Source organism: Geodermatophilus obscurus, assembly GCF_900143215.1.
Classification (GTDB): Bacteria; Actinomycetota; Actinomycetes; order Mycobacteriales; family Geodermatophilaceae; genus Geodermatophilus; species Geodermatophilus obscurus_A.
Map to the genome: position 1 here is coordinate 226,404 of NZ_FRDM01000003.1, position 26,161 is coordinate 252,564.

18 protein-coding genes are annotated in these 26,161 nt (G+C 72.5%); 9 read left to right on the plus strand and 9 right to left on the minus strand.

The genetic code is table 11. The annotated features are described in order from the left end of the window. Positions 1 to 20: 20 nt before the first annotated feature. Entirely contained in the window at positions 21 to 1,250 is a 1,230-nt protein-coding gene (locus BUB17_RS05015) for a PucR family transcriptional regulator (RefSeq protein WP_072914324.1), read from the minus strand. Between the two features lie 120 nt (positions 1,251 to 1,370). On the opposite strand from BUB17_RS05015, the gene BUB17_RS26645 reads away from it, so the two are divergent. Next, positions 1,371 to 1,742: a hypothetical protein gene (locus tag BUB17_RS26645; protein ID WP_072914326.1), complete on the plus strand. Its 372-nt coding sequence runs from the start codon at positions 1,371 to 1,373 to the stop codon at positions 1,740 to 1,742. 65 nt (positions 1,743 to 1,807) lie between these two features. Further along, positions 1,808 to 2,326, plus strand: a complete 519-nt coding sequence (locus BUB17_RS26650) for a CBS domain-containing protein (protein ID WP_072914329.1) — start codon at positions 1,808 to 1,810, stop codon at positions 2,324 to 2,326. A 486-nt stretch (positions 2,327 to 2,812) separates the two neighbouring features. On the opposite strand, the gene BUB17_RS05030 is transcribed toward BUB17_RS26650, so the two are convergent. Continuing rightward, positions 2,813 to 3,190 (minus strand): hypothetical protein, encoded by a 378-nt coding sequence (locus BUB17_RS05030; RefSeq protein WP_141242907.1) that lies wholly within the window; start codon positions 3,188 to 3,190, stop codon positions 2,813 to 2,815. A gap of 646 nt (positions 3,191 to 3,836) precedes the next feature. Between BUB17_RS05030 and BUB17_RS25965 the strand changes: the two genes are divergently transcribed. Then, positions 3,837 to 4,202, plus strand: coding sequence for a cation:proton antiporter regulatory subunit (locus BUB17_RS25965; RefSeq protein WP_072914340.1), 366 nt, complete (start codon positions 3,837 to 3,839; stop codon positions 4,200 to 4,202). A gap of 370 nt (positions 4,203 to 4,572) precedes the next feature. Then, on the plus strand, positions 4,573 to 5,040 hold the full coding sequence (locus BUB17_RS05040; RefSeq protein WP_072914347.1) for a universal stress protein: 468 nt from the start codon (positions 4,573 to 4,575) through the stop codon (positions 5,038 to 5,040). Positions 5,041 to 5,571: 531 nt separating this feature from the next. Here BUB17_RS05040 and ppsA read toward each other — a convergent pair. Further along, positions 5,572 to 8,004, minus strand: a complete 2,433-nt coding sequence (gene ppsA, locus BUB17_RS05045; protein ID WP_072914350.1) for a phosphoenolpyruvate synthase — start codon at positions 8,002 to 8,004, stop codon at positions 5,572 to 5,574. Further along, complete coding sequence (locus BUB17_RS05050) at positions 8,001 to 8,930, minus strand: pyruvate, water dikinase regulatory protein (RefSeq protein ID WP_072914354.1); 930 nt, start codon at positions 8,928 to 8,930, stop codon at positions 8,001 to 8,003. Before BUB17_RS05050 ends, ppsA begins: the two co-directional genes overlap by 4 nt. 775 nt (positions 8,931 to 9,705) lie before the next feature. On the opposite strand from BUB17_RS05050, the gene BUB17_RS05055 reads away from it, so the two are divergent. The 4 genes from BUB17_RS05055 (at position 9,706) to BUB17_RS05070 (ending at position 19,032) form a co-directional block, all read left to right on the plus strand. Then, positions 9,706 to 10,617: a proline dehydrogenase family protein gene (locus BUB17_RS05055; RefSeq protein ID WP_072914358.1), complete on the plus strand. Its 912-nt coding sequence runs from the start codon at positions 9,706 to 9,708 to the stop codon at positions 10,615 to 10,617. A 28-nt stretch (positions 10,618 to 10,645) separates the two neighbouring features. Beyond that, positions 10,646 to 12,274: an L-glutamate gamma-semialdehyde dehydrogenase gene (gene pruA / locus BUB17_RS05060; protein WP_072914627.1), complete on the plus strand. Its 1,629-nt coding sequence runs from the start codon at positions 10,646 to 10,648 to the stop codon at positions 12,272 to 12,274. Between the two features lie 209 nt (positions 12,275 to 12,483). Beyond that, positions 12,484 to 17,400, plus strand: a complete 4,917-nt coding sequence (locus tag BUB17_RS05065) for an NAD-glutamate dehydrogenase (protein WP_072914362.1) — start codon at positions 12,484 to 12,486, stop codon at positions 17,398 to 17,400. Positions 17,401 to 17,613: 213 nt separating this feature from the next. Next, positions 17,614 to 19,032 (plus strand): amino acid permease, encoded by a 1,419-nt coding sequence (locus tag BUB17_RS05070; RefSeq protein ID WP_244276932.1) that lies wholly within the window; start codon positions 17,614 to 17,616, stop codon positions 19,030 to 19,032. A gap of 422 nt (positions 19,033 to 19,454) precedes the next feature. Here BUB17_RS05070 and BUB17_RS05075 read toward each other — a convergent pair whose 3' ends face one another. The 4 genes from BUB17_RS05075 to BUB17_RS05090 all read right to left on the minus strand — a co-directional run bounded on the left by BUB17_RS05075 (position 19,455) and on the right by BUB17_RS05090 (position 23,223). Beyond that, a complete protein-coding gene (locus tag BUB17_RS05075; RefSeq protein WP_072914369.1) occupies positions 19,455 to 19,724 on the minus strand; it encodes a hypothetical protein in 270 nt (89 codons plus the stop codon). 490 nt (positions 19,725 to 20,214) lie between these two features. Further along, on the minus strand, positions 20,215 to 20,859 hold the full coding sequence (locus BUB17_RS05080) for an RraA family protein (RefSeq protein ID WP_072914371.1): 645 nt from the start codon (positions 20,857 to 20,859) through the stop codon (positions 20,215 to 20,217). A gap of 42 nt (positions 20,860 to 20,901) precedes the next feature. Beyond that, complete coding sequence (locus tag BUB17_RS05085) at positions 20,902 to 21,885, minus strand: NAD(P)-dependent oxidoreductase (RefSeq protein WP_072914374.1); 984 nt, start codon at positions 21,883 to 21,885, stop codon at positions 20,902 to 20,904. A 12-nt stretch (positions 21,886 to 21,897) separates the two neighbouring features. Beyond that, the gene (locus BUB17_RS05090; RefSeq protein WP_072914378.1) at positions 21,898 to 23,223 is read right to left on the minus strand and encodes an MFS transporter; all 1,326 of its coding nucleotides are present in this window, start codon (positions 23,221 to 23,223) and stop codon (positions 21,898 to 21,900) included. A 211-nt stretch (positions 23,224 to 23,434) separates the two neighbouring features. Here BUB17_RS05090 and BUB17_RS25970 point away from each other — a divergent pair, with 211 nt between their 5' ends. Next, positions 23,435 to 24,973 carry an IclR family transcriptional regulator gene (locus BUB17_RS25970; protein WP_072914381.1) on the plus strand — a complete coding sequence of 513 codons (1,539 nt, stop codon included), beginning with the start codon at positions 23,435 to 23,437 and terminating at the stop codon, positions 24,971 to 24,973. Positions 24,974 to 25,370: 397 nt separating this feature from the next. Here the strand turns inward: BUB17_RS25970 and BUB17_RS05100 are convergent, their stop codons facing one another. After that, positions 25,371 to 26,138: an MBL fold metallo-hydrolase gene (locus tag BUB17_RS05100; RefSeq protein ID WP_072914384.1), complete on the minus strand. Its 768-nt coding sequence runs from the start codon at positions 26,136 to 26,138 to the stop codon at positions 25,371 to 25,373. Between the last annotated feature and the right edge of the window lie 23 nt (positions 26,139 to 26,161).

The window sequence follows — 26,161 nt, forward strand, 5'->3', positions numbered from 1 at the left end:
CCCCGCACGCCGGGAGCGGGTCAGGGTTCGGAGGGCAGCGGCGTGGCGGGCCAGTCGAGCAGCCGGGCGCCCAGCACGGCCGCGTGCAGCGAGAACCGCTGGTCGGGCCGGGAGACGCTGTACCCGGTGAGCTGAGCGACCCGGGCCAGGCGGTAGGTGACCGTGCGGACCGAGACGTGCAGACGGCGGGCGGCCTCGGTCGCGACCTCGCCGGCGTTGAAGTACTCCCGCAGGGTCTCCAGCAGCACCTCCGCGCCGCCGCGCACCTGGTCCAGGGGGCTGAGCACGTCGCGGACCAGGTCGAGGATGGCCGCCTGGTCGCGGCCCAGCACCCGGTAGACGAGCAGGTCGCGGGCGTGGACGACGTCGGTGTCGAGGCCGAGCCGGTCGGCGAACACGAGCGCCTCGCGGGCCTCCTCGTAGGAGCGGGGGATGCCGTAGGCCCCGGGGAAGGCGCGACCGGCCGCCACCCGCCAGCTGCCGGCGACCCGCAGTCGGCGCAGGTCCTCGTGGAGCACGATGCCCACGTCATCACCCGGTGTCCGGGCGAACGCCGGCGCCGATCGACCGGGGACGATGACGACCACGCGGCCGTCCTTGGTCGCGACGAGCACCTCCCGGTCGCCGAACCGCTCGACCACGGCCCGTTCCAGGGCGGGAGCCGCACGCTCGGCCGCGCCGTTGGGATCGCGCGAGTCCACGAGGACGACGTGGTGGTGCTTGCCGAGGTCGAGACCGAACGGCTCGGCGCGCTCCACCAGCCAGGAGACGTCGGCGTCACCGCGCAGCAGGTCGTCGACGAACTCGGCTCGCTGCGCCTCCTCGTGGCGGATCATCTCCCGCCGCTCGGCCTGGTGGCCGTCGACCAGCACGCCGACGGCGTCGTCGAGCACCCGCAGCACCGCCTCGGCGGAGCGGCGGACCTTCTCCGGATCGGACGAGCGGACGACCACGGGCAGCTGCCGCCACAGCCGCCACGCGGCGGACAGGTAGAGCTCCACCGCACGGCGGGCGCCGACTCCCTGCGCGGCCGCGCGCCGCCCGAGCTCGCGGACGGCGTCGAGCTCGAACGAGTCGGGACGGCGGCCGTTGATCGCGGCGTCGGCCAGCAGCGGCAGATACCCGCCGAGCAGCTCCACCGGCGCCTTGCAGGCGGCGGCCGCCGAGGCCCCGACCGGGGCCAGCCAGTCATCGTCGGCCGACGGCGCCGCCGGCCGGCCGGAACGCGGGTCAGGCTGACTGCGGGTCATGATCCCTCCTCACGACATTGCCGACGATCGGCAAGAACAGTCTGCCTCATCTGACCGACGGGACCCGTGGTGTCCAGCCCCCGCCCGACGGCATGGTGAAGGCAGTCGAGGAGGTGCGCTGTGTTCAGCAGACAGGAGCTGTCGGTCCGGGACGACGTCCAGCGGTCCTGGGCCGCGGAGGTCGAGGAGCCGCCCCCGGCCGCCCTCCCCGCGCCGAGCCGCAGGACACGGGTGTCGCGCGACCCGGCGGACCTGCCGGTCGCGGTGGTCACCGCCGCCTGGATCACGATCATGCTGCTCCTCTTCGGGGCGCCGGTCGCCGGCCTGGTCCTCGCCGGCGCCACCGCACTCGGCTGGGCACTGTGGCACCACCGGCCGCAGCCGGGCAGGCAGGACGCTCCGAAGCCCCCGCCAGACGAGAACGGGACCGCGCGGGGGCCGGCGGACGAGCGCCGGCACCGGCGCCTCCGGCGCACAGGGGACGCCGGCTGACCGACACCCGGGTACCACGGGCGGTTCCGAATCGGTCGACCCGAGGACGGCAGGAGGACGGAGCGATGGCGAGCCACCCGGCTCGGACCGGCCGGCCGGTCCCCGACGACGTCGAGGCCGGTGTCCCGGGGCGGCCCGGGGAGGGCGCGCGATCGGCGTCCGCCGCAGCCGTGGGCGCGGTGTACGGCGTGCCGACGGCAGGCGACGTGATGCACCGCCGTCCCCCGGTCGCCGACCAGGACATCTCCTTGTGGGACGCCTGGGGGCGGCTGCGCGGCGCCGACTGCCGACACCTGGTGGTCGTCGACTCCCGGCTGCGCCCGGTGGGTGTGCTCGAGGAGCGGGACCTCGCCCTCCAGTGGCCGCCCGGCCCGTTCGAAGCGCACCGCCTCCCCCTGCGCCAGGTGGTGCGCGGACGGGCCCGGCCACAGGCGCGCAGCAGCGACGACATGGCCACGGTCGCCCGGGCCATGCTGGCCGGCCGCACCGACGCCGTCCCGGTTGTCGACGACGACGGCCGGCTGCTCGGCCTGGTAACCGCGCGCCACTGCACCGAACTGGTGGCCCGCCACACGATCACCTAGCGGACGGCCCCGACGTCGGTCGCCGCCGCTGTCGTCCGATGAGGCTCACGGTGGCCCCGAGGAGGCGTCGGTGCTGCCCACAGGGCTCGCGTCCTCGCGGGGGCACCACCGCACGCGCCCGAGCTGCGGGCTCCTGTCGCGCCCACCCAGCGAACTCCGGGCGGCCGGCCCTCGGTCCCGATGGCGTCGATCCTGGCATCCCCGTTCACTGGAGAACCGGGTGCGCAGCCCGCTACGTCGACATGGTCACGGTCGCGGGCACCGTGGCACGTCTACGACGCCCCGCGACATCGCCCGGCTCCGGATCATCGTCGGGGCGACGAATGTTCGGCGGACGGCCGGGCCTCCGCACGGACCCCGGCGACGTGCATCGATCGGGTGGCCGAGCGGGCTCGTCCCGCCTGCCGCGGACGGCGTGTCGGCCGGCTCGGTGGACCCACCGCACGGCGAGCGGACCAGCCGGCCCCACTGCCTCCCCTGGAGCCCTCAGCGATCCGCCGACCCGCGGCGGCGCTGCCGCGGCCGCGACCCCGACGCCGGTCGGCGTGCCGCCTGCAGACCCCGGTTGATCTCCGCCAGCACCGCCCAGGCTGGAGTCGTGTGCGCCCGGCCCCGCCGAGGCACGTAACGCCACAGGGCCCAGCCGAGGGCGGTGGCGACACCGACCGACAGGCCCGCGACGAGCGCTCCGAGGAGGATCAGCAGGAACGCGCCCACCACGCCGGCGACCACCAGGACGGGCGGATCGGCCGGGTCCGGGGGTGCCGGCCGGGTGACCGGCACCGGCCGCGGGGACTCCACGGCGTCCTCGGCCCAGAGCCGTTCGGTGTCGTTCCGCACTCGTTGCTCGGAATCGCTGTGCATGACCACCTCCGTTGCCGATACCGAGCATGTACGCCCGCGGATGCACCCCGCTTCGGCCTCCTTCGGCCGAATTGGGCACGCTGACCTTGCCGGCCACAGGCAACAGAGCGACCAACCCGCACGGTGACCCGAAGGCGAGGCGGGGACGGCGGCGAGGACGGTGACGACGTCCTGACAGGGCACTCGCGCGTGGCGGGGCACCGGAGGAGTGGAGGAGGCCGACCCCAGGGGGCCGGGGATGCCCCATCCGGTGCCGCACACCCGCGCACGGACGAGACCGAGAGGGCCTGACGCCCTCGCCAGGACACGAGCCCCCTTTCGGGACCACCCCTGCTCCCGGGCGTGCTCGCGGCTCCGTCCCGGGTTGCCTGGTGTGGACGACGCTTGGGCCGACTGCCGCTCCTTGCCGGATGCCGGCAGCCATGTCCCGGCCGAGATGACCGACCGAGACCGTGGGCCGCGGCGCGGATCGGGGCCACGCTCGATGCATGACCGGGCCATCAGACGCATGACCGGGCCATCACGAGTCCGGCCCCGGCCGGATGGGGTGGTCGGGGCGATGGATCGAGATCCTCGGCGCCGGTCGGGTGGAGCGCGCGGGGGACGGATCGTCGGCTCGTCGGAGGACGACGCGGGAGGGTGAGGGATGACAGACGTCCACGTGCAGGCGCGGCGGCTGCCGGGTGTCGGTTGGCGCTACACCATCCCGGCCGACAGAGGCCGTCAGGTCGTGGTCGTCGTCGAGGACCGCGGACCTCGGCATCTCGCACTCCTCGATCCCCGCCTGGACGAAGCGCTGACGACGGTCCGGCTCCCCCCTGATCGCGCCTCCGTGCTCGCCGCGTTGCTGACCGGTGCCCGGTTCACCCTGGACTCCTCCGACGGGCCCGCCGTCGACGATCGAACCCCCGAGTTGGTCGACCCCGAGGGCGGACGGGCCGCACAGGAGGGGGACGAGCTCGTGGTCGCGGCGCGACGCGGGCGGATGACATCCCTCCGCAGCGCTGTGTGAACGGCGCCCTGCCGCACGCCGGTACGGCGCCCGTGCATGGTCTGGATGGAGCCGGGTCCTGCTACACCTCCCCGTCGCACGGCCCGGTCGCGTCCTGGCGGGCTGCCTCGTCGGCGGTGCCGGGGACCAGCAGCCGCGGCCACCCGGCACAGCCGATCGTGCCCGACGGACCCTGCGCAGGGCCGGGGCCCTTCGGGGCCGCCACTGCATCCCCGTCGGCCGGAAACGAGCGTGGGCGTGCCGGCGGCCGCGACGAGCAGATGGTGGCGTTTCTCGTCGGTGCACCTGTGGCTGGGGCTGGCGTGTCCGGCCCGGCAGGTGTGCGATGGGAGGACACAACCCCGTCGTCGACCGTCAGGAGCATGACGTCGTGAGCACTCCGGGCACCGATCCCCAGTCCGGTTCCGGCCGCATCGTCGTCGGAGTGGACGGCTCACCCTCCTCGGAGGAAGCGTTGCGGTGGGCGATCGGCCAGGCGCGGCTCACCGGCCAACCGGTCGAGGCGGTCATCTCCTGGAGCATCCCGGTGGGTTTCGGCGATGCGGCCGGTGTTCTCGTGACCCTCGACTGGGAGGCCGAACCCACCAGCACGCTGAAGAACACGGTCGCGAAGGCGGTGGACCCGCCGGACGCGGACCGGGTGTCGCAGCGCGTGGTGCAGGGTCATCCTGCGCAGGTCCTGCTCGACGCAGCGGCGGATGCGGCCCTGCTCGTCGTCGGCAGCCGTGGCCGCAGCGGGTTCACGGGAATGCTGCTCGGCTCGGTCAGCCAGAACGTGGTCGCGCGCGCCGCCTGCCCGGTCGTCGTCGTCCGCGCCCCCGCGGACACGCCGGGGTGACCGGACGGCGCGGGCGGACGTCCGCGTCGACCCGGTGCAACGGAGTTCAGCGCCCTCGCTGATCGGCCGGTCCGTCCGACCCGGCGACGTACTCGTGGGCGTCCCGGATCTGCTGTGAGAGGCCGGTGGCTGGGAGCCGAGGCCTCGGGACTTCGCCGTTCCGGCGGTCGTCCTGTGCAGCCGCGCCGCCGCGGACCGTCTCAGGTCAACGGTTCCCCACGTCGCCGTGACGATCGCTGCCGAGCTGGGCCTCGACCTGGCCGGCCCGGCAGTCGCCCGACTGGTGGCCCGCTCCGGCGCTGACCCGACCCGTCCGGATCTCGCAGACACGTCACAGCGGTCAGCACGACCGCCCCCGGCGTCCGCCTCCGCGGAGCGCGCCACGTGCCGCCTGCAGACCCTCGCACTCACCGGCACACGGAACGACCACGTACTGCAGTGGACGTCTCCGGACGGGGAACGATGGTGGTCAGAAGGGTGGTCAGCGCCCGGACGTTCCGCTGACGCGGCTCGTCGGCGGATCGCCACTCCTCAGGTCGTGCGGCCGGCCTCGGCCAGGTGGAGCCAGGTGTCGACGACGGTGTCGGGGTTCAGGGACATGGACTCGATCCCCTGCTGCACGAGCCACTCGGCGAGGTCGGGGTGGTCGCTGGGACCCTGGCCGCAGATGCCGACGTACTTCCCGCGCTCCAGGCACGCTCTGATCGCCATTCCCAGCAGGGCGAGCACCGCCGGGTCCCGCTCGTCGAAACCCCCGGCGACCAGGGCCGAGTCGCGGTCGAGCCCCAGCGTCAGCTGCGTCATGTCGTTGGAGCCGATGGAGAACCCGTCGACGTGGTCGAGGAAGGCGTGAGCCAGCAGCGCGTTGGACGGCAGCTCGCACATCATCACCACCGACAGGTCGTTCTCCCCGCGGCGCAGGCCGTGCTCGCCCAGCAGGCGCACCACGCCCTCGATCTCCGCGACGGTCCGGACGAACGGGATCATGATCTTGACGTTGGTCAGGCCCATCTCGTCGCGGACGTAGCGCAGCGCCTCGCACTCCATGGCGAAGCAGTCGGCGAAGTCGGCCGACAGGTACCGCGACGCCCCGCGGTAGCCGATCATCGGGTTCTCCTCGTGCGGCTCGTAGCGTTCGCCGCCGAGCAGGTTGGCGTACTCGTTGGACTTGAAGTCGCTCATCCGCACGATCACCGGCTCGGGCGCGAACGCCGCAGCGATCATGGAGACGCCCTCGGCGACCCGCTGGACGAAGAAGTCCCGCGCCGAGGGGTAGGCGACGATCCGCTCCTCGATCTGCGCCCGCAGTGGTGCGTCGAGATCCTCGAGGTCCAGCAGCGCCCGCGGATGGATGCCGATCTGCCGGTTGATGACGAACTCCAGCCGGGCCAGCCCGACGCCGGCGTGCGGCAGCCGAGAAAAGGTGAAGGCCTGCTCGGGCGTTCCCACGTTCATCATGATCTTGGTGGGGATCTCCGGCATGGCGGCCAGCGACGTCTCCGCCACCTCGAAGCCCACCTCGCCGGCGTAGACGAGGCCGGTGTCGCCCTCGGCGCAGGAGACGGTGACCGGATCGCCGTTGCTCAGCGCCCGGGTGGCGGTTCCGGTGCCGACGACGGCGGGGATGCCCAGCTCGCGGGCGATGATGGCCGCGTGGCAGGTCCGCCCGCCGCGGTTGGTCACGATCGCCGAGGCCCGTTTCATGATCGGTTCCCAGTCCGGGTCGGTCATGTCCGCCACCAGCACATCGCCGGCGGTGAAGGAGTCCATCTCGTCGATGTCGGTGAGCACCCGGACCGCACCCGCGCCGATCTTCTGACCGATCGCCCGCCCCTCGACCACGACGTCCCCGGTGCCGGTGAGCGTGTAGCGCTCGGTGGTGTTCCCGGAGCGGGACTGCACGGTCTCCGGGCGCGCCTGCAGGATGAGGATCTGCCCGGTCAGCCCGTCCTTGCCCCACTCGATGTCCATCGGCCGGCCGTAGTGCTCCTCGATCCGGCAGGCCTGCCGGGCCAGTTCGGTGACCTCGTCGTCGGTGAGGGACAGCAGTCGGCGCTCGGCGGGGTCGACGTCGACGAACGCGGTCGTCCGGCCGACCTCGGCGTGCTCGGTGTAGACCATCTTGGTGGCCTTCTCCCCCACCCCCCGCTTGAGGATCGCCGGGCGCCCGGCCCGCAGCGCCGGCTTGTAGACGTAGAACTCGTCGGGGTTGACCGCCCCCTGCACGACGCCCTCGCCGAGCCCGTAGGCCGACGTCACGAACACGGCGTCCCGGAACCCGGACTCGGTGTCCATGGTGAACACCACCCCGGAGGCCCCGACGTCGGAGCGCACCATCCGCTGCACGCCCGCCGACAGCGACACCGCCTCGTGGTCGAAGCCGTGGTGCACCCGGTAGGCGATCGCCCGGTCGTTGTACAGCGAGGCGTAGACCTCCCGGACGGCCTGCAGCACCGCGTCGACGCCCCGCACGTTGAGGAACGTCTCCTGCTGTCCGGCGAACGAGGCGTCGGGCAGGTCCTCGGCCGTGGCGCTGGAGCGCACCGCGACGGAGGCCTGCGCGTCGTCCCCGGCCAGCCGGGCGTAGGCCGCCCGGATGTCGGCCTCCAAGGCCGGCGGGAAGGGCTGCTCGACGACCGCCCGGCGGATCTCCCGGCCGGCGGCCGACAGCGCCCGGACGTCGTCGGTGTCCAGCGCGCGCAGCCGCTCGGCGATGGAGGCGGCCAGGCCGGTGTCACCGAGGAAGCGCTGGTAGGCCGCCGCCGTGGTGGCGAAGCCGTCGGGAACGCTGACCCCGGCGTCGGCCAGGTTGGAGATCATCTCGCCCAGCGAGGCGTTCTTGCCGCCGACCACCTCCAGGTCGCCCAGCCCCAGCTCGGCGAACCACCGGACGTTGTCGGCGTCGCCGGCCGTGCCCCCCGCCGTGCGGCCGGCCGGTACCTCGGGTGCGGTGTCGGTGCTCATGAGCGGATGGTCCTTCCTCGCCGGAGGTCGTGGCCGGACTGCGGGGGCGCGCCGGAGCTGCTCCGTTGCCGGGCCAGGGTCTGGATCACCACGGTGGCGATCTCCTCGACGGAGGCCGCCGAGGTGTCCACCGTGGGCAGGTGGTGCCTGTCGTAGATCGCCGTCGCCCGGCGGAGCTCGAAGCGGCACTGCTCCTCGGAGGCGTACGTCGAGTCGGGTCGTCGCTCCTGCCGGACCCGGCTGAGCCGAGCCACGGTGGTGGTCAGCCCGAAGCAGCGGTCCGCGAGGTCCCGGACCGGGCGCGGCAGGTCGGTGGTGTCCAGGTCCTCGTCGACCAGGGGGTAGTTCGCCACGAACAGGCCGTGCTGCAGGGCCAGGTACATCGCCGTCGGGGTCTTCCCGCACCGCGAGGGCGCCAGCAGGACCACGTCGGCTCGGTCCAGCCCACGGGGGCTCAGACCGTCGTCGTGCTCGATGGCGAACTCGATCGCCGCCATCCGGGCGTTGTAGCGCCGCACGTCGCCGACCCCGTGCAGCCGCCGCGCCTCACGCAGCCCGCGGACCCCCAGCTGCTCCTCCACCCGGCTCATGTGGATGCCGAAGAAGTCGATGATCGGGGCGTTGGTCTTCAGCAGCTCCTCCCGCACCTCGTCCACGGCCGCGGTGGTGAACACCAGCGGGGTCACCGGGCCCGCCATCACCGCGTCGAGCCGGGCCACCACCTCACGGGCCTGCTCCACCGTGGAGATGAACGGGATCAGCGTGCGCTCGAAGCGCACGTCGGGGAACTGGATGAGCAGCGCGTTGCCCATCGTCTCGGCGCTGATCCCCGTGCTGTCGGACAGGAAGAAGACCGGGACCACCACGTCGGCATCGCGGTCGTGGCGAGATGCCGGGTCCGGATCGGGCGACGGCGACGACGGCACGGGCTGGCTCCCCTCTGTCGTGCACCCGCGCGCGCCGGTGGTGCATACGCGAGCACCGGCGAGCGGGGAGCTCCCTGGCCGCAGGCAGGCGGTGCGTGGATGTGCGCCCCCCGTTGACGCCGTAGGTGCACCGGTGATGTAACCGGATTCCTCACGGCAGAGGTAGATGCCGAGCTCGGCGGCGTCGTCGACGTCGTCGTAGGGGCCACCGATCACGCCTCGCGGCGCGCAGGTGTGATGGCGACGAGCCGGCCGGTGCACCCGAGGGTCCGGCAGTTCCCGAGCGCGATGCGGCCCACGAGCGGGAGGGCGAGTCACCGCCGACCGCCAGGGACCGCGGCCGGTACCGCACGTCGGAGGACGTGGGACGAGGATCAGTGCACCCGCGGCCGGACCGGGACGACAGCGTGTCGTGAACGGCGCGGGGCACCGGACACCTGGCGCCCCCTGGTGGCCGGGTTGACCGCGACCGGGGTCTCCTCCGTCGCCCGGACCGGCGCCTGGAGCTCACCGTCGACGACCACACCGAAGGCGCTCCCGTTCGAGGTCTCGCCGGAGGAGCGACCGGGTCGGCTCGACGTCGAGCTCCACCGGTGCGGTCCACGACATCAGCGGCGGCCGGGACGCGCCATCGGGCCATGCCCTCATCACGTTCCTGCTGCTCCGATGGGCCAGCCGGGGCCCGACGCCGCAGTGTGAGCCAGGTCACTCTCCAGTAGGGTGGCTCCTACGGTTGCCGCCACACCCCGACGCCAACGACCGGATCGGAGGCGCGATGGTCAACCGAGTGCTGGTGTGGGCCGCCGCGAGCCCGAGGCTCCAGCGGCAGGTCACGGAGAACCCGATCGCCCGCCGGGCCGCACACCGGTTCGTGGCCGGGGAGCGGCTCGAGGAGGCGCTCGAGGCGGCCGCGGCGCTCAACTCCCGGCGGATCGGCGGCATCCTCGACCTCCTCGGGGAGGGGGTCACCGACCTGTCCGGCGCGACCCACGCGGTCGAGGAGTACGAGGACGCGATCCAGGCGATCGCCGACCGCGGCCTGGACTCCACCGTCTCCATCAAGCTCTCCCAGCTGGGTCAGACCGTGGACCGGGACGCGTGCGTGGCGAACCTGAACGAGATCCTCGACCGGGCCAAGGCGCTGGGCGTCCGCGTCGAGGTCGACATGGAGGACAGCAGTCTGGTCCCGGACACGCTCTCGCTCTTCCGGGACGCCGCCGCCACGCACCCGCAGACGCGGCTGGCCATCCAGGCTGCCCTGCGTCGCACGCCGCTGGACCTGGAAGCTCTTGCGCCGCTCAAGCCCCGGATCCGGCTGGTCAAGGGGGCCTACGCCGAACCGGTCGAGGCCGCCCAGCAAGGGAAGAAGGAGGTCCGGGCGCAGTTCATGTACCTCACCGACTGGTTGTTCCAGCACGGCTCGGATCCCGCGTTCGGCACGCACGACGACGAGTTGATCGCCTACGCGCGCCAGGCGGCGGCCCGGGCAGGCCGGGGACCGGAGGAATTCGAGTTCCAGTTCCTGTACGGGATCCGCCGCGACCTCCAGCAGCAGCTCGTGGACCAGGGACACCGGGTCCGCGTCTACATCCCGTTCGGTTCGGCCTGGTACCCCTACCTGACGCGCCGGATGGCGGAGCGCCCGGCCAACCTGCTGTTCTTCCTGCGCGCCCTCGCCGGTCGGTGAGGTCCACGACATCCGGAGCGTGATCGTCATGTTCGACGCCGTCACCCAGGTCCCCCCGCCGGTCAACGAGCCCATCCACACCTTCACACCGGGCAGCCCGGAACGTGCCGCGCTCGAGGCGCGGTTGAAGCAGATCGGCGCCGAGTCGGTCGAGCTGTCCATGACCATCGGCGGCGAGCAGCGAGCCGGCGGCGGCGAGGCCATCGACGTCATCCAGCCGCACCGCAGGGACGCCGTCCTCGGCACCATGCACAGCGCGACGCCCGACGACGTCCGGGACGCCGTGGACGCAGCCCGCGCCGCCGCCCCGGCGTGGCAGCGGATGTCCTACGACGACCGGGCCGCGGTCTTCCTCAAGGCCGCGGAACTGCTGGCCGGGCCGTGGCGGCACACGCTGGCCGCGGCCACGATGCTCGGGCAGAGCAAGACCTGCTACCAGGCCGAGATCGACACCCCCTGCGAGCTGGTCGACTTCTGGCGGTTCAACGTCCACTTCGGCCGGCGGATCCTCGAGGAGCAGCCGATGAGCTCGGCGGGGGTGTGGAACCGGTTCGACCACCGGCCGCTGGAGGGTTTCGTACTGGCGATCACACCCTTCAACTTTACGGCGATAGCCGGGAACCTGCCCACCGCGCCGGCGCTGATGGGCAACACCGTGCTGTGGAAGCCCTCACCCACCCAGCAGCTGGCCGCGCATTACACGATGCGGGTGCTGGAGGAGGCCGGCCTGCCGCCCGGGGTCATCAACATGGTCACCGGGGACGGCCGGGCGGTCAGCGAGGTCGCACTGGTGCACCCCGAGCTGGCCGGCATCCACTTCACCGGCTCGAGCGCGACCTTCGGCCACCTGTGGCGCACGGTGACGGAGAACCTGACCGGCTACCGCGCCTACCCGCGGCTGGTCGGCGAGACCGGCGGCAAGGACTTCGTGGTCGCCCACCCCTCCGCCGACGTCGACGTGCTGCGCACCGCCCTGGTACGGGGAGCCTTCGAGTTCCAGGGACAGAAGTGCTCGGCTGCCTCCCGGGCCTACATCCCCCGCTCGGTGTGGAACCGGCTCCGGGACCCGTTCCTCGAGGAGGTCGACGGTATGCCGATGGGTGACGTCACCGACTTCTCGAAGTTCCTCGGTGCGGTCATCGACCAGCGGTCGTACGACAAGCTCACCGGCGTCCTGGACCGCGTCCGGGGCGAGGACGGAGTGGAGATCCTGGCCGGCGGCACCGCCGACGACAGCGAGGGCTTCTTCGTCCGGCCCACGCTGGTGCAGGCGGACAACCCCGACCACGAGGTGTTCACCACCGAGTACTTCGGCCCGATCCTCGGCGTCTTCGTCTACGACGACGCCGACTACGACCGGGTCGTCCGGCAGGCCGCCGACGCCGCACCGTACGGCCTCACCGGGTCGATCATCGCCCAGGACCGCGAAGCGATCGTCGAGGCCATGGAGGTGCTGCGCTTCTCGGCCGGCAACTTCTACGTCAACGACAAGCCGACCGGCGCGGTCGTCGGCCAGCAACCCTTCGGCGGCGCCCGGGCCAGCGGCACCAACGACAAGGCCGGCTCGATCCTCAACCTGCTGCGCTGGGTGTCCCCGCGGTCGATCAAGGAGAGCTTCGTGCCGCCCACCGACTACCGCTACCCGCACATGGGCTGACGCCACGCGACCCCCTCAGGCCGTCACCGGCGCCGCGGGGCGCGGAGGAGGGGTACGGGGCCTCGTCGGGACAGCCCTCCTCGTCCATCCGCTGGACGACCCCGGGCTCGAGCGGCCCCTCCCCACCGCGGCGTCGACCTCCACGTCCGCGGCAGCACAGCCCCGAGGCCTCGCCGATGACAGCACCGCCCCACCGTCTGGAGCCGGAGATGCCTCCGCCGCCCGTGCCCACCGAGCCCCCGCCGAGCACCGCTGCCGCTGACGCCTGGTGGCGCTCCCTGCCCGTTCCGCTGCGCTCGCCGACCGCCGCCGAGCGCCTGCGCGCGGACTACTTCGCCTCCAGCGCGCCCTCCGACCTCGCCGATCACTCGCCGGACAACCTGACCGCGGCCCTGGCCTCGCACCTCACCGCCGGGATCCGGCGGTCGCCCGGCGAGGCCGTGGTCCGCGCCGTCGACGGCCCCATCGCGGGCGCCGGAGAGGGGTCGACCACGGTCGAGGTGGTCGCCGAGGACATGCCTTTCCTCGTCGAGAGTCTGACCTCGGCGCTGACCAGACTGGGCCGAGGCATCCACACGGTCGTGCACCCGCGGTTCGCGGCGCGCCGCGACGAGTCCGGCGTGCTGCTCGACCTGCACCCGGCCGTCGACGCTGCGCCGGGCGACGCCGTCGAATCCTGGATCCGCATCGAGGTGGATCGGGACAGCGACCAGGCGGCGCAGGACGCGCTCGTGGCTGAGCTCGCCTCGGTGCTCGCCGACGTCCGCGCCGCGGTTCGCGACTGGCAGCCGATGCGGGCCAGGGCCCTGGAGATCGCTGACGAGCTCCGCAGCGACACCCCGCGCGGTGTCCGCGACGAGGAGCTGCGCACTGCCGCCCGGTTCCTGTGCTGGCTCGCCGACGACCGCTTCACCTTCCTCGGCTACCGCGAGCACGACATGGAGGCGGCCGACGGGAACGTCCAGCCGGTTCCCAGCCCGCGAACCGGCCTAGGTGTCCTCACCGGGGAGCGGGAGCTCGGGAGCCCGCTGGCCGGCCGCCAGAACGAGCAGGTGAGGCAGCACGTGCTGCGGGTCACGAAGGCGGATGCGCGAGCGACCGTGCACCGGTCGTCGTACTACGACTCGGTGAGCGTCAGCAGACTGGACCGCGAGGGCCGGGTCACGGGCGAACGCTGGTTCCTGGGGCTGTTCACCTCCAGCGCCTACACCGAGAGCGTGCGGCGCGTCCCCTTCGTCGCCGAGAAGGTGGCTGAGGTGCTGCGCCGAGCCGGGTTCGCTCCCGGCAGCCACTCCGCGCGCGACCTGGTCAGCGTTCTGGAGTCCTTCCCGCGTGATGAGCTGCTGCAGGCCGAGGTCGAGGAGATCCTGCCGCCGGCGCTGGCCGTCCTGCATCTGCAGGAACGCCGTCTGACGCGTCTCTTCCTGCGCCACGACGCTGCCGGGGGGTTCCTCTCCTGCCTGGTGTTCCTGCCCCGGGACCGGTACACGACCCAGGTCGGTGCCAAGGTCGAGGACCTGCTGCGGCAGGCCCTCGACGGCGGAACGGCCGAGCACACCGTGCGACTCTCGGAGTCGGCGCTCGCCCGGCTGCACGTGGTCGTGCGCCCCCGGTTCGGCGAGGAGCTGCGGGACCGCGATGGCGACGACCTGGAAGCAGCGGTCGCGCAGGCGGTCCGCTCCTGGGACGACGACGCGCTCGACGCCGCCCGGGAGCGGCTGGGCGAGGCCGATGGCGCGTCCCTGCTGCGGCGCTGGGCCCGCGGTGTACCCGAGGGATACCGCGCGGACGTCCCCCCCGGACGCGCCGTCGAGGACCTGCAACGGGTGGAGGTCCTCCTCAGCGCGATCGACCCCGCTGCCTCGGAGGACGCGTCAGCCATCGAGCCCGCGCCCGTGCTCGCACTGCGCGAGGCCGTCGACGGTGAGCTGCGGACGTGGCGTCTCAGCCTCTACCGGCAGTCGCCGGTCACGCTGTCCGAAGTCCTGCCGGTCCTGGCCGATCTCGGCGTCGAGGTGACCGACGAGCGCCCGCACCTCCTGGAGCGCTTCGACGGCCGGCGGGCGTGGATCTACGACATCGGGCTCCGGCTGCCCGCGGACCAGTGGCAGCGGGACGCCGATGCCGGACCGGCCCGCGACCGGTTCTGCGAGGCGTTCGCGGCGGCGTGGTCCGGGCGCGCCGAGAGCGACGCCCTGAGCCGGCTGGTGCTCGCGGGGCAACTGACCTGGTGGCAGGTCTCCGTGGTCCGGGCCCTGGTGCGCTACCTACGCCAGACCGGCCTGCCCTACAGCCTGGACTACGTGGCTGGGATCCTCCTCGGCGACGTCGCGGTCACGCGGCTCCTCGCCCGACTGTTCGAGGTTCGTTTCGACCCGGAGCGCCATCGGGAGCCCGGAGACCGGGAGCGCTCCCTGGACGCTGCGCTGCAGGAGATCCGGGGCGCGCTCGACGCCGTGGAGGGCCTGGACGCCGACCGGATCCTCCGAGCCCTGTTGTCCGCCGTGCAGGCGGTGCTGCGCACCAACGCCCATCAGCGCGGCGCGGACGGGGAGGCGCCGCCGTACCTCTCGTTCAAGTTCGACCCGGCCGAGGTCGCCGGGCTGCCCGAGCCGAGACCGACGTACGAGATCTGGGTGTACAGCCCACGGGTGGAGGGCGTGCACCTGCGCTTCGGCCACGTCGCCCGTGGCGGGCTGCGCTGGTCGGACCGGCGGGAGGACTTCCGCACCGAGGTCCTCGGACTGGTCAAGGCGCAGATCGTCAAGAACGCCGTCATCGTGCCGACGGGGGCCAAGGGCGGCTTCGTCGCCAAGCAGCTGCCCGATCCGGCCCTCGACCGCGACGCGTGGTGGGCGGAAGGCGTCGCCTGCTACCGGACCTTCATCAGCGGTCTGCTGGACGTGACGGACGACCTGCGCACCGACGGGGAGCGTCAGGTGGTGGTGCCGCCCGCCGACGTCGTCCGCTACGACGACGACGACCCCTACCTCGTGGTCGCCGCCGACAAGGGCACCGCCACCTTCTCCGACATCGCCAACGGGATCGCGCAGGCGCGGGGCTTCTGGCTGGGCGACGCCTTCGCCTCCGGCGGCTCGAACGGCTACGACCACAAGGCGATGGGGATCACCGCCCGCGGTGCGTGGGAGAGCGTGCAGCGGCACTTCCGGGAACTGGGCCTCGACCCGCAGATCGACGACATCACCGTGGTGGGCGTCGGGGACATGAGCGGGGACGTCTTCGGCAACGGCATGCTGCTCTCGGAGCACATCCGGCTGGTGGCCGCGTTCGACCACCGCCACGTCTTCCTCGACCCCGACCCGGACCCAGCGGTGTCCTTCCGCGAGCGAGCGCGCCTCTTCGCCCTGCCCCGCTCGTCCTGGGCCGATTACGACCCCACGCTCCTCAGTCCCGGCGGCGGGGTGCACTCACGCACCGCGAAGTCGGTGCCCGTCACCCCGCAGGTCGCGGCGCGGCTCGACCTGCCGAGCGGGACCACGGCACTGAGCCCGGACGAGCTCGTCCGCGCGGTCCTGCACGCGCCCGTCGATCTGTTCTGGAACGGCGGGATCGGCACCTACGTCAAGGCGTCGACGGAGACGCACGGTCAGGTCGGGGACAAGGCCAACGACCCCGTACGGGTCGACGGCACGGATCTGCGCGTCCGCGTCGTCGGCGAGGGCGGCAATCTCGGCCTCACCCAGCGGGGTCGCGTCGAGGCGGCTCTGCGGGGAGTCAAGCTGAACACCGACGCGATCGACAACTCGGCCGGAGTCGACTGCAGCGACCACGAGGTCAACATCAAGATCATGCTCGACCGCCTCGTCGCCGACGGCATCCTCGACGGAGACGAGCGGAACAGCACCCTGCAACTGATGACGCGAGACGTCGCCCAGCTCGTCCTGCGCAACAACTACGAGCAGAACCGGGTGCTGTCGACCGAAGGGGCCTTCGCAGCCGACATGCTGCCGGCGCACCGACGCTTCCTGGAGTCCTTGGAGGCCGCTGGAGAGATCGACCGCGAACTCGAGGCCCTGCCGTCGTCGGCGGAACTCGACCGGCGCGCCAGGAACGGGTCAGGGCTCACCATGCCGGAGCAGTCCGTCCTCTTGTCCTACGCCAAGATCTCGCTGAAGCAGGCGGTGCTCGCCGGCGACCTGCCGGACGAGGACTGGGTGCAGGAGACCCTGCGGTCCTACTTCCCGGCGCAGCTGGCCGAGCGCTTCCCGGACCGGCTCGCCGAGCACCCGCTGCGGCGCGAGATCGCCACCACGGTCCTGGTCAACGAGGTCATCGGCGCGGGCGGGCTCACCTTCGCCTTCCGCGCCGCCGAGGAGACCGGCAGCGACGCTGCTGACGTCATCCGCGCCCACGCCGTCGTCACCCGGGTCTTCGAGCTCGAGGAGCGCTCCACCGCGGTCGAGGCCCTCGACGGGCGGGTGTCGGCCCAGGTGCAGGCACTCATGCGGCAACAGCACCAGCGCCTGCTCGACCGAGCCGTGCGGTGGTTGCTCCACGCCCGGCCGGAGGGCATCGACGTCGGGCACGAGGTCGACCGGTTCGCGCCGACGATCCGCGCGCTGGGCGCCCGGATACCCGACCTGCTGCTCGCTCACGATCGAACCTACGTGCAGGACCTGGCGAGCCGCTTCAGCGCGTCCGGCGTCGGCGTTCCCGAGGCGCTGCGGACGGCGAGCCTGCTCTTCGTCTACCCGCTGCTCGACGTCGTCGAGGTAGCCGCTGACACCGGCCGTCCGGCTGCGGAGGTGGCGACGACCTGGTTCACCTTGTCCGAGCGGTACGGCTTCGACGGTCTCCTGACCGAGGTCTCGGCTCTGAGCCGGGAGGACCGCTGGACAGCCCTGGCCCGTGCGGCGCTGCGGGACGACCTCTACGCCGTGCTGCGCGAGTTCACCACCGCGGTCCTCGGCCACGCCGGGACGTCGACGCCCCCACGACCCGATCGGGACGCCCGTTCCGCCGTGGAGGCGTGGGAGGCGAGTCATGCACCCGCCGTTCGCCGCGCTCGCCAGACCCTGACCGAACTCCACACTGCTGGCCGCGCCGATCTCGCAGTGTTGTCCGTGGCGCTGCGGACGCTGAGGACCGTCCTCCGCCGCCGTTGACGCGCGAACCTCTCGTTCCCGTGGTACGACGGTGGACACCGCTCCTCGCTCTCGCCGGACCGCAGAGGACTCGGGCGTGCAGCATCCCCGGCAGCCGTCGCGATCCCCTGTCGCGACCTCGTCGAACCCCTGTTGAGGTCTCCACGGCCCTCTTGGGCCCCACGATGAGGAAGTCCCATGAGCGCTCCGGCGAGGCAGTCCATCTTCCGACGCATGCCGATCGATCGGATGGACGAGATCGAGAAGGACAGCGGGGCCGGTGCGCTGGCCAAGAGCCTCGGCCTGTGGCAGCTGACCGCGATCGGCGTCGGCGGCATCATCGGCGTCGGGATCTTCTCCCTCGCCGGGCTGGTGGCGGCCGGCGACGCGGACAACCCCGGCGTCGGCCCGGCGGTGCTGATCGCCTTCCTCATCGCCGGCCTGGCCTCGGCGGCCGCGGCGGTGTCCTACGCCGAGTTCGCCGGGATGATCCCGCGGGCCGGCTCGGCCTACACCTACGGCTACGTCGCCCTCGGCGAGATCATCGGCTGGTTCATCGGCTGGGACCTGCTGCTGGAGTACATCGCCATCGTCGCGGTCGTGGCGATCGGCATCTCCGGCTACCTCGAGGCGTTCCTCGACGGCTTCGGCCTCAGCCTGCCGACGTCGATCACCGCGTCCGCCGAGGAGGGCGGGATCGTCAACATCCCGGCCATCATCATCTGCCTGCTGGTCACCTTCATCCTCAGCCGCGGCACCAAGGCCTTCGGTCGCTTCGAGCTCGTGGCCGTGGCCATCAAGATCGTGCTGATCCTGTTCATCATCGGGCTCGGCGTCTTCTACATCGACGCGGCGAACTACGACCCGTTCATGCCCGCCGGGTTCGGCCCGGTGCTCACCGGCGCGGCCACCGTCTTCTTCGCGGTCTTCGGCTACGACGCCATGAGCACCGCCGCCGAGGAGGCCGAGGACGGCAAACAGCACATGCCCAAGGCGATCATCCTGTCGCTGGTCATCGCGATGACGCTCTACGTGGCTGCCACGCTGGTGCTCACCGGGATGCAGAACTACCAGGACATCGACCCGACGGCCGGCTTCGCCTCGGCCTTCACCAGCGTCGGCCTGCCGGTGATCGCCACGATCATCTCGGTGTTCGCCGTGCTGTCCATCCTGACCGTGATGCTGACCTTCCTGCTCGGCGTCACCCGGGTGTGGTTCTCGATGAGCCGCGACGGCCTGCTCCCACCGTGGTTCGCCAAGGTCGACCGCGGCGGCACCCCGCAGCGCGTCACCTGGATCGCCGGGGTGGCCTCCGCCCTGCTCGCCGGCGTCTTCCCGATCCGCGCCGTCGCGGACCTGACGAACATCGGCATCCTGTCCGCGTTCATCGTCGTGTGCGCCGCGGTGATCCTGTTCCGCTACACCCGGCCCGACACCCCCCGCACCTTCCGGCTGCCCTTCATGCCCGTCGTCCCCGCGTTCGGGGTGCTGGCCTCGCTGTTCCTGATCTGGCAGCTGCCCTGGGAGACCTGGGCGCGCTTCGGCGTCTGGCTGCTGATCGGCTTCGCCATCTACTTCGCCTACGGCCGCCGGCACTCGCTGCTGAACCCGGACAGCCCGCACCACCGAGCACCCCCGACCCGCACCACCTGACGCGGTGGGCCGCCCGCACGGACGCGGAGTGATCGGCGGAGGTCACGCCAGGCCTCAGGGTCTCTGCCCGCCGCGGGATCCCGGGCGGAAGACCACGCGCTCACGGGTGGTGCAGGTGGCGGCCGTCCGGCTGCGGGCGTCGGCCGGCGCTGCGACGTGGCCCTGCACCGCACCCGACTGAGACGTTCCCGAGGATGGCGCCCACCGTCGGACGCCGTGGTCGCGGCCCGGCCCACCCGCTCGGGCAATCCGTTCCACGTCGGGGCGACCTCCTGCGGCGGGCCGGTGAGGAGGACCGGACCTGGCCGGTGCCGCACCTCCCGCGAGCCGGGCCAGTACGCCGGCGCCGTCGACACCAGCCTGGGAGGGCCGGGGGAAAACCCTACCCATGCGCCGGCATCCGCCCGACCGATGTCCCGCGGTCAGCCGGCGCCGGCGAGGGCGGTGCTGCGGTCGAGGTCGACGGTGAGCACGCTCGGCAGGCGCAGCAGCCGCGCCTCCAGCAGCTCGGCGCCGTCGGCGTCGGCCATGGTGTCGATGCTCAGGCGCCAGCGCCCGGCGCCAGCCTCCTCGGCCTCGAAGCGGGTGAGTGAGTACGCGCGGCCGGTCAGCAGGGTGAGCACCCGCTGGACGCAGGGCAGGTCCGCGGCGGTGATGTGCAGCTTGACGGGTGACAGCGGAAGGGGGGACATGGCGTCCTCGACGAGCCCAGGCGGCTCGAGGTCGGCGGGGTGCTCTCGACGGCCAAGCCTCGGACCCGCCGACCGAAAGTCAGGAGCCGGCGGGCCCGCAGGGAATCTGCTCGACTGCCACGGACGAACCGTACGACCTGCGGTGGTCGCCACGCGAGCGTGCAGGGCGGACCGGGTGCCCGACCTCGCTGATCTGGTAGCTCTCGTCGGCCTCGAGCCGGTGCACCGGGTTGCGGTTCTGCCACGGGGACGCTGCTACCGTCCCCGCGCCCAGCTCGTAGGCGGCGCAGGAACGCCCGGACGGCGCTCTCACCACGGTCGGCGACCAGCACCTCGGCGAGCATGGCGTTCCCTCGCAGGACGTGGGATCGAGGCTGCGTTGCCGGGTCGTGGGGGACGTGTCGCCGTGCGGATGTCGGACAGCGGGGCCCGGTCCGGGCAGGGTGCGGTCTCGTCGGGCACAGCCGACGCCCGCGCAGGACTCTGAGCGTCAGGCTCGTCCGCGGGCGGCCAGGATGCGGCGGCGGAGGGCCTCCTCCTTCTGGATGACGCGGTCCACCTGGTCGGCGGCCCAGTCGGCCCGGTGGTGGGGCACGACCACGACACCGTCGGGGTCGGTGACGATCAGGTCGCCCGGAGAGACGACGACTCCGCCGACCGCGACGGGCGAGCCGATCACGCCGGGGCCGTTCTTGAACGGGCCGGCGGGTGTCGCCGCACGGGCGAAGACGACCAAGCCCTGAGCGGCCAGGGTCTCCGCGTCCCGGACAGCGCCGTCGATGACGGCGCCGACCACGCCCTTGGAGACCATGATCTCGCCGATCAGGTCACCGAGCAGGGCGCGGCTGAGGTCGCCCTGCCCGTTGATGACCAGCACGTCGCCGGGCCGGGCGTCGTCGAGGGCGCGGTGGATGGCGAGGTTGTCGCCGGCGCGGGTGAGGATCGGCAGGGCGGTGCCGACGAGCCGGGTGTTGCCGGTGAACGGCCGGATGCCGCCGTCCATGACGAGCAGCCGGTCGAAGACGTCGCCGATGTTGGCCGCGGGCGCCTTGGCGAAGCGGTCGAGCAGTTCGGGAGCGAGCCGCTCCCAGGGGTCGGCGAGGGTGAGGTTGTCGGTGGGGGCGTCGATGAACATCGGGATTCCTCGGGTCTGGGTCGGATGGGTGCCGTGCGTGGTTCAGGCGGCAGGCACGCGCACGGTGTTGAGGTGGTTGTCGGGGACGTCGCCGGCGAGTGCCTGGCGGATGCAGGCGAGCGCGGCGCGGCCGACCTCGCGCAGGGACTCCTCGGTCTGGCCGGCCACGTGCGGGGTGACGATGAGGTTGTCCAGGGCGTCGATCGGCACGGCGTTGTGCGGCAGCGGGTTCTTCATGTCGACGGCCTCAGCCTCGAGGACGTCGAGTGCCGCTCCCGCGAGGTGGCCGCTGCGGAGGGCGTCGACGAGCGCCGCTTCGTCGACGAGCCCGCCGCGTGACGTGTTGACCAGCACGGCGCCCGGGCGGAGCGCGGCCAGTGCCGCGGCGCCGACGATGTGCCGGGTCGTGTCGGTCAGCGGCACGTGCAGGCTGAGCACGTCGGATCCGGCGAGCAGGTCGTCGAGCTCGACCTTGCGGGCGCCCAGTGCGGCGACCTGCGCGCTGTCCAGGACCGGGTCGGTGACCAGGACGCGCATGCCGAACCCGCGGGCGATCTGCAGGACCAGGGATCCGATGCTGCCCAGGCCGAGCAGGCCGAGCGTGCGGCCGTGCAGCTCGAAGCCGGTCAGTTCGGCCTTGCTCTCCGACCAGCGGCCGGCGCGGGTCCGTCCGGCAGCGGTCGGGATCTTGCGGGCGAGGGCGAGGGTGAGGGCGAAGACGTGCTCCGCGACGGCGCGGCTGTTGCGGCCCGGGGTGGTGGTGACCCAGACGTCGGCGTCGGAGGCGGCGTCCAGGTCGACGTTGTCGGAGCCGACCCCGTGCCGGGCGATGATCTTCAGTCGGGGCGAGTTGGTGATCTTGCCCCGGTCGAAGACCTCGCCGCGCAGGAGCACCGCGTCGACGGTGTGCTGGACCTGCTGGTAGGTGACGGCGGCCGGGCCGTAGCCGAGGTGGATCTCACCGAGTTCGCGGAGTTCGGTGAGCACGTCGTCGTGCACGGGGTCGGAGACGTAGATGGTGGTCATGGTGGGTCCTTGTCAGCGGTAGAGGTGGCTGGCGGCGGAGGCGGTGTTGCGGCGGACGGCCAGTGAGATCACGGCCAGGCCCAGGGCGCCGGCGAGGATGAGGATGTAGGCGGGGATGAAGGTGCTGCCGGTGGCGTCGCTCAGCCAGGTGGCCAGGTACGGTCCGCCGCCTCCGCCGACCACGGCGCCGACGCTGTGCCCGAACGCGACACCGGTGTGCCGGACCTTGACCGGGTAGAACTCGGGGATGATCGAGTAGGTGCCGGCCTGGCACAGGGCGTAGGGGATCATGCCGAGCGCGAGGCCGAGCATGGCCAGACCGACCGAGTGCTGGTTCATCAGCACGAACGACGGGATGGTGATGACGAGGTAGGCCAGGTAGGAGTAGGTCAGCAGTCGCTTGGCGCCGATGCGCGTGCCCAGCAGCCCGCACACCGGGATCAGCGCGGCGGCGATCAGGACGGCGACCAGCACGATCGTCGAGGCGGCGGCCTTGGAGAAGCCCAGGACGTTGGAGAAGTAGACCGCGACGAACACGGTGCCGACGTAGGTGCCGATGTTCTGCACCAGCGAGATGGAGATGACCTTCGCCAGCGGGGCCTTGTAGTGGCGGAACACCTCGGCGATGGGCTTGTCGGTGGTGCGGTGCTCGGCCTTGCTGGCGACGTACTCCGGGCTGTCCTCGACCTGCAGCCGCAGGTACAGCACCAGCGCGGCGAGGGGGATGGCGAGCAGGAACGGGATCCGCCAGCCCCAGGACTCCATGGCCGGACCCGGCAGCAGCAGCGCGACGATGGCGGCGACGCCGGCTGCGGCGCCCTTGCCCAGGTTGCCGAAGCTCGGGACGAAGGAGATGTAGAGCGACCGCCGGTCGGGAGATGCCCACTCGCGGATGTAGCTGGCCGCTCCGCCGATCTCTCCGCCGGTGGAGAAGCCCTGCATCATCCGCAGGACGATCAGCAGGATGGGCGCGAGGACGCCGATCTGGGCGTAGCCGGGCAACAGCCCGGTCAGCCCGGCCGCGGCACCCATCAGGATGATGCTGGCGATCAGGCTGGTCCGCCGCCCGTGGCGGTCACCGAGCCAGCCGAAGAACATCGCGCCCAGCGGCCGGACCAGGAACGCCGACCCGAACACCAGCAGGGTGTTGAGCAGGCCGATCGCCGGGTCGTCGCTGGGGAAGAAGACGACGGCCAGCGTCGCGGCCACGTAGCCGTAGACGCTGAAGTCGTAGTACTCGATGAACGTGCCGAAGACGGCGACACCGGTCGCCTTCTTCGCCTTCGCCCGCCGCTCCGGCGTCACAGGTGGGGCGGACGCGAGATCGGTTGTTGCCATGACGGCTCCCTCACGGTCAAGTAACCTTGGATTTTGGGACACTGTCCCATCTTGTACGGTCGAGTGTGAAAGGAATGCCACAGCGGTGTCAAGACCCGATGAAGAGCCGACCCCGTCGCGGCCGTCCCCGGTGATCACCTGGGCACCTAGGCTCGTCCGGGTCGGGCCGCGTGGTGCACGGCCGGAGCGGAGCAGGGAGGACGACGATCGGGTGAGCGCACAGGAGCACGCCGAGGGCGCGGTTGCCGGCAACGACCGGATCGTCGCCGTCCTGGACGCACTCGTCACACGGCCGATCGGCGACGGATGGGGCGTGCGCGAGCTGGCCGACGCCGTGGCTGCCAGCCGCAGCACCGTCAACCGGATCCTGCAGGGCCTGGTCGCACGCGGACTCGCTCGCGTCGACGCGAACGCCATCTACTCAGTGGGACCGCGGCTGCGGGTCCTCGCGAAGGTCCTGCACGATCGGCAGCCCCTGCTCCGCGGCGCCCCTCCGGTGATGCACGAGCTGAGCCGGACCGCGGACGCGACGGTCATGCTCGCCGTGCACGGCCCCCGACCCGGTGCCGCCTTCATCGCGCTCCTGCGTCAGCAATCGGGACCGATCCGGTACCACCTGGAGCCCGGGATGGAGCTGCCGCTGCACGCCGGCGCCGCGGGCCGCGCGATCCTGTCCGAGGTCGGCGTCGCGGCACTGCAGGATCCGCTGCCCCGCTACAGCGAGGACACCGTCATCGACCCGGCACGACTCGACGAGGACCTGCGGATGGCCCGGGAGGCCGGCTACGTGATCAGCGTCGGACAGCACATCCCGCTGGCCGCCGGGGTCGCCGCTCCGCTGCGCTTCGCACCCGACCTCGTCGCCGCCGTGTCGGTCACCCGGCTCCGCCACAGCACCACCGACGCCGACCTCGAACGCCTCGGGCCGATCGTGCGCAAGGCGGCCGATGACATCGCGGACGCGGCACGCCCGGCGGCCTGGAGCGAACGGCCCGCCCGCCCGTCCGCTGCCGACACAACCGCCCTCGGGCGGGTGCAGCGGCTCCTGGAAGTCCTCGTCGCCGAGCCCTCCGGCGCCCCGACCGGCATCGAGCTGGCCCGACGCCTGGGCGCCAACGAGGCCACAGCCGCCCGGCTGCGGGCCACGGCACTGGCGTCGGGACTGGCAGTGCCGACCGCGGGCCGCCGCATGGCGGCCGGTCCGCTCCTGCTGCGGTGGGCGGCCGGGATCGGACCCGACTGGGACATCGCCGACCTCGCCGGCGACGCACTGCAGGCCCTGGCCCACGCCAGCGGAGAGACCGTCGGCCTCGCCGTCTTCGACCCCGAGGCCGTCACCGCGACCCTGGCGGCCGAAGCCGGCGGAACCCGACCCGTCGAGTACAGCCTCGGCGTCGGGTCGCCGATCCCGCTCCACGCCGGCGCCGCCGGCAAGGCGATCCTGGCGCACTGCCCCTCGGAGATCGTGCGCGGTCAGGTCCTCCAGCCCCTCACGCCCCGGTCGCCGACCAGCCTGGAGCAGCTCGAGAGGGATCTGCGGCAGATCCGCGAGACCGGGTGGGCCCAGGCCGAGGGCGAGCGCATCCCCGACGCCTTCGGACTCGCGGCACCGTTCTTCGCCGACGAGGCCGTCGCCGGATCCCTCACGTTCACCATCCCCCGCTTCCGCGCCGACGAGGTCGACATGCCGCAGCTGACGACGATGCTCACCGAGACGGCACGACGGATCACCGCACTGCTCTCCGTGTAGCTGCAGCGTTCCCCGGCCATCCCGCTCGCGCGGAACCCGGCAGCGTCTGCGGTGACGCGACCGGCACGGGCGCGGTGCTCAGCGCCGTGGGGTCGCGTCGCGACTGCGGGAGTGCCGAGAGGTGCCCGAAGCGGGCGCGGAGAGCGTGACCCGTCAGCTCGATGCGCAGAGCAGCTCACGAGCTGGAACGGCCCTGGACCACAGGCAGCTGCTGCGGACCCGGACGGTGCGGACATCCACATGGTGCACGGGCTGTCCGGAACGCCCTCGTCGGGACCGCGAAGCCGTGCACCCACCTGACCGTCGGCGCCGTCCGCGAGGTGTGTGCCCCTTCCCACCCTCCACCGGCTTGAGCGGGCCGCCGCCGCAGTGGCCGCCGGCGACCTGTGAGCCAGGGTCAGCCCAGCTGCAGGCGGTCGGCCAGTCCGGCCGCGGCGAAGGCGGCCACGACGTCGTCGCGGCTCTCGGTGAAGTGGCCCCAGCTGTCGCAGTGGGCGGGAACCACCCGGCGGGCGCCGAGGATCTGAGCGGCCTCGGCGGCCTGGGCGCTGTCGATGGTGAGCAGTGCGCCGTCGAAGAAGGGGGTGCGGACGGCGCCGACGAACAGGACCGCGGTGTCCACCGGACCGACGCGCTCGGCGATCTCCCGGACCAGAGGCAGCGACGCGTTGTCCCCGCTGACGTAGGCGGTGGGCAGGTCGGTCGCGGTCAGGACGAAACCGACGACCTCGCCGGTGACCGGCTCGCAGCCCTCCGGGCCGTGCAGCGCCGGGGCGGCGGTCACGGTCAGGGTGCCGCCGTCGGGGCGGGCCAGCTCAACGGCCTCCCACGGCGCGAGGCCCCGGGCGGTGCCGCCGAGACGGCCGGCGCCACCGGTGGTGGTGAGGACGACCGGGACGTCGCCGAGCAGGGCACGGCCGGCGTGGTCCAGGTTGTCCGGGTGCTCGTCATGGGACAGCAGCACCACGTCGACCGGGCCCAGGTCGGCGGGGTCGATCGAGCAGGCGGCGGTCTTGGTGAGGACGAGGTCGCCGAGGGGGTAGTCGCCCGGGGCGTCGAAGGTGGGGTCGGTGAGGAACCGCAGGCCTCCGTACTCGATCACGGTGGTGGGGCCGCCGAGGACCCGGACGGGGATCTGCGCGGCAGTGGAACGGACGTCGGTCAAGGGGTACCTCACGGTTGGGGACG

Coding starts and splice junctions, on each gene's coding strand:
- BUB17_RS05015 (WP_072914324.1), bottom strand. CDS start 1,250: ATGACCCGCAGTCAGCCTGACCCGCGTTCCGGCCGGCCGGCGGCGCCG.
- BUB17_RS26650 (WP_072914329.1), top strand. CDS start 1,808: ATGGCGAGCCACCCGGCTCGGACCGGCCGGCCGGTCCCCGACGACGTC.
- BUB17_RS05030 (WP_141242907.1), bottom strand. CDS start 3,190: ATGCACAGCGATTCCGAGCAACGAGTGCGGAACGACACCGAACGGCTC.
- BUB17_RS25965 (WP_072914340.1), top strand. CDS start 3,837: ATGACAGACGTCCACGTGCAGGCGCGGCGGCTGCCGGGTGTCGGTTGG.
- ppsA (WP_072914350.1), bottom strand. CDS start 8,004: ATGAGCACCGACACCGCACCCGAGGTACCGGCCGGCCGCACGGCGGGG.
- BUB17_RS05055 (WP_072914358.1), top strand. CDS start 9,706: ATGGTCAACCGAGTGCTGGTGTGGGCCGCCGCGAGCCCGAGGCTCCAG.
- pruA (WP_072914627.1), top strand. CDS start 10,646: ATGTTCGACGCCGTCACCCAGGTCCCCCCGCCGGTCAACGAGCCCATC.
- BUB17_RS05065 (WP_072914362.1), top strand. CDS start 12,484: ATGCCTCCGCCGCCCGTGCCCACCGAGCCCCCGCCGAGCACCGCTGCC.
- BUB17_RS05070 (WP_244276932.1), top strand. CDS start 17,614: ATGCCGATCGATCGGATGGACGAGATCGAGAAGGACAGCGGGGCCGGT.
- BUB17_RS05075 (WP_072914369.1), bottom strand. CDS start 19,724: ATGTCCCCCCTTCCGCTGTCACCCGTCAAGCTGCACATCACCGCCGCG.
- BUB17_RS05080 (WP_072914371.1), bottom strand. CDS start 20,859: ATGTTCATCGACGCCCCCACCGACAACCTCACCCTCGCCGACCCCTGG.
- BUB17_RS05085 (WP_072914374.1), bottom strand. CDS start 21,885: ATGACCACCATCTACGTCTCCGACCCCGTGCACGACGACGTGCTCACC.
- BUB17_RS05090 (WP_072914378.1), bottom strand. CDS start 23,223: ATGGCAACAACCGATCTCGCGTCCGCCCCACCTGTGACGCCGGAGCGG.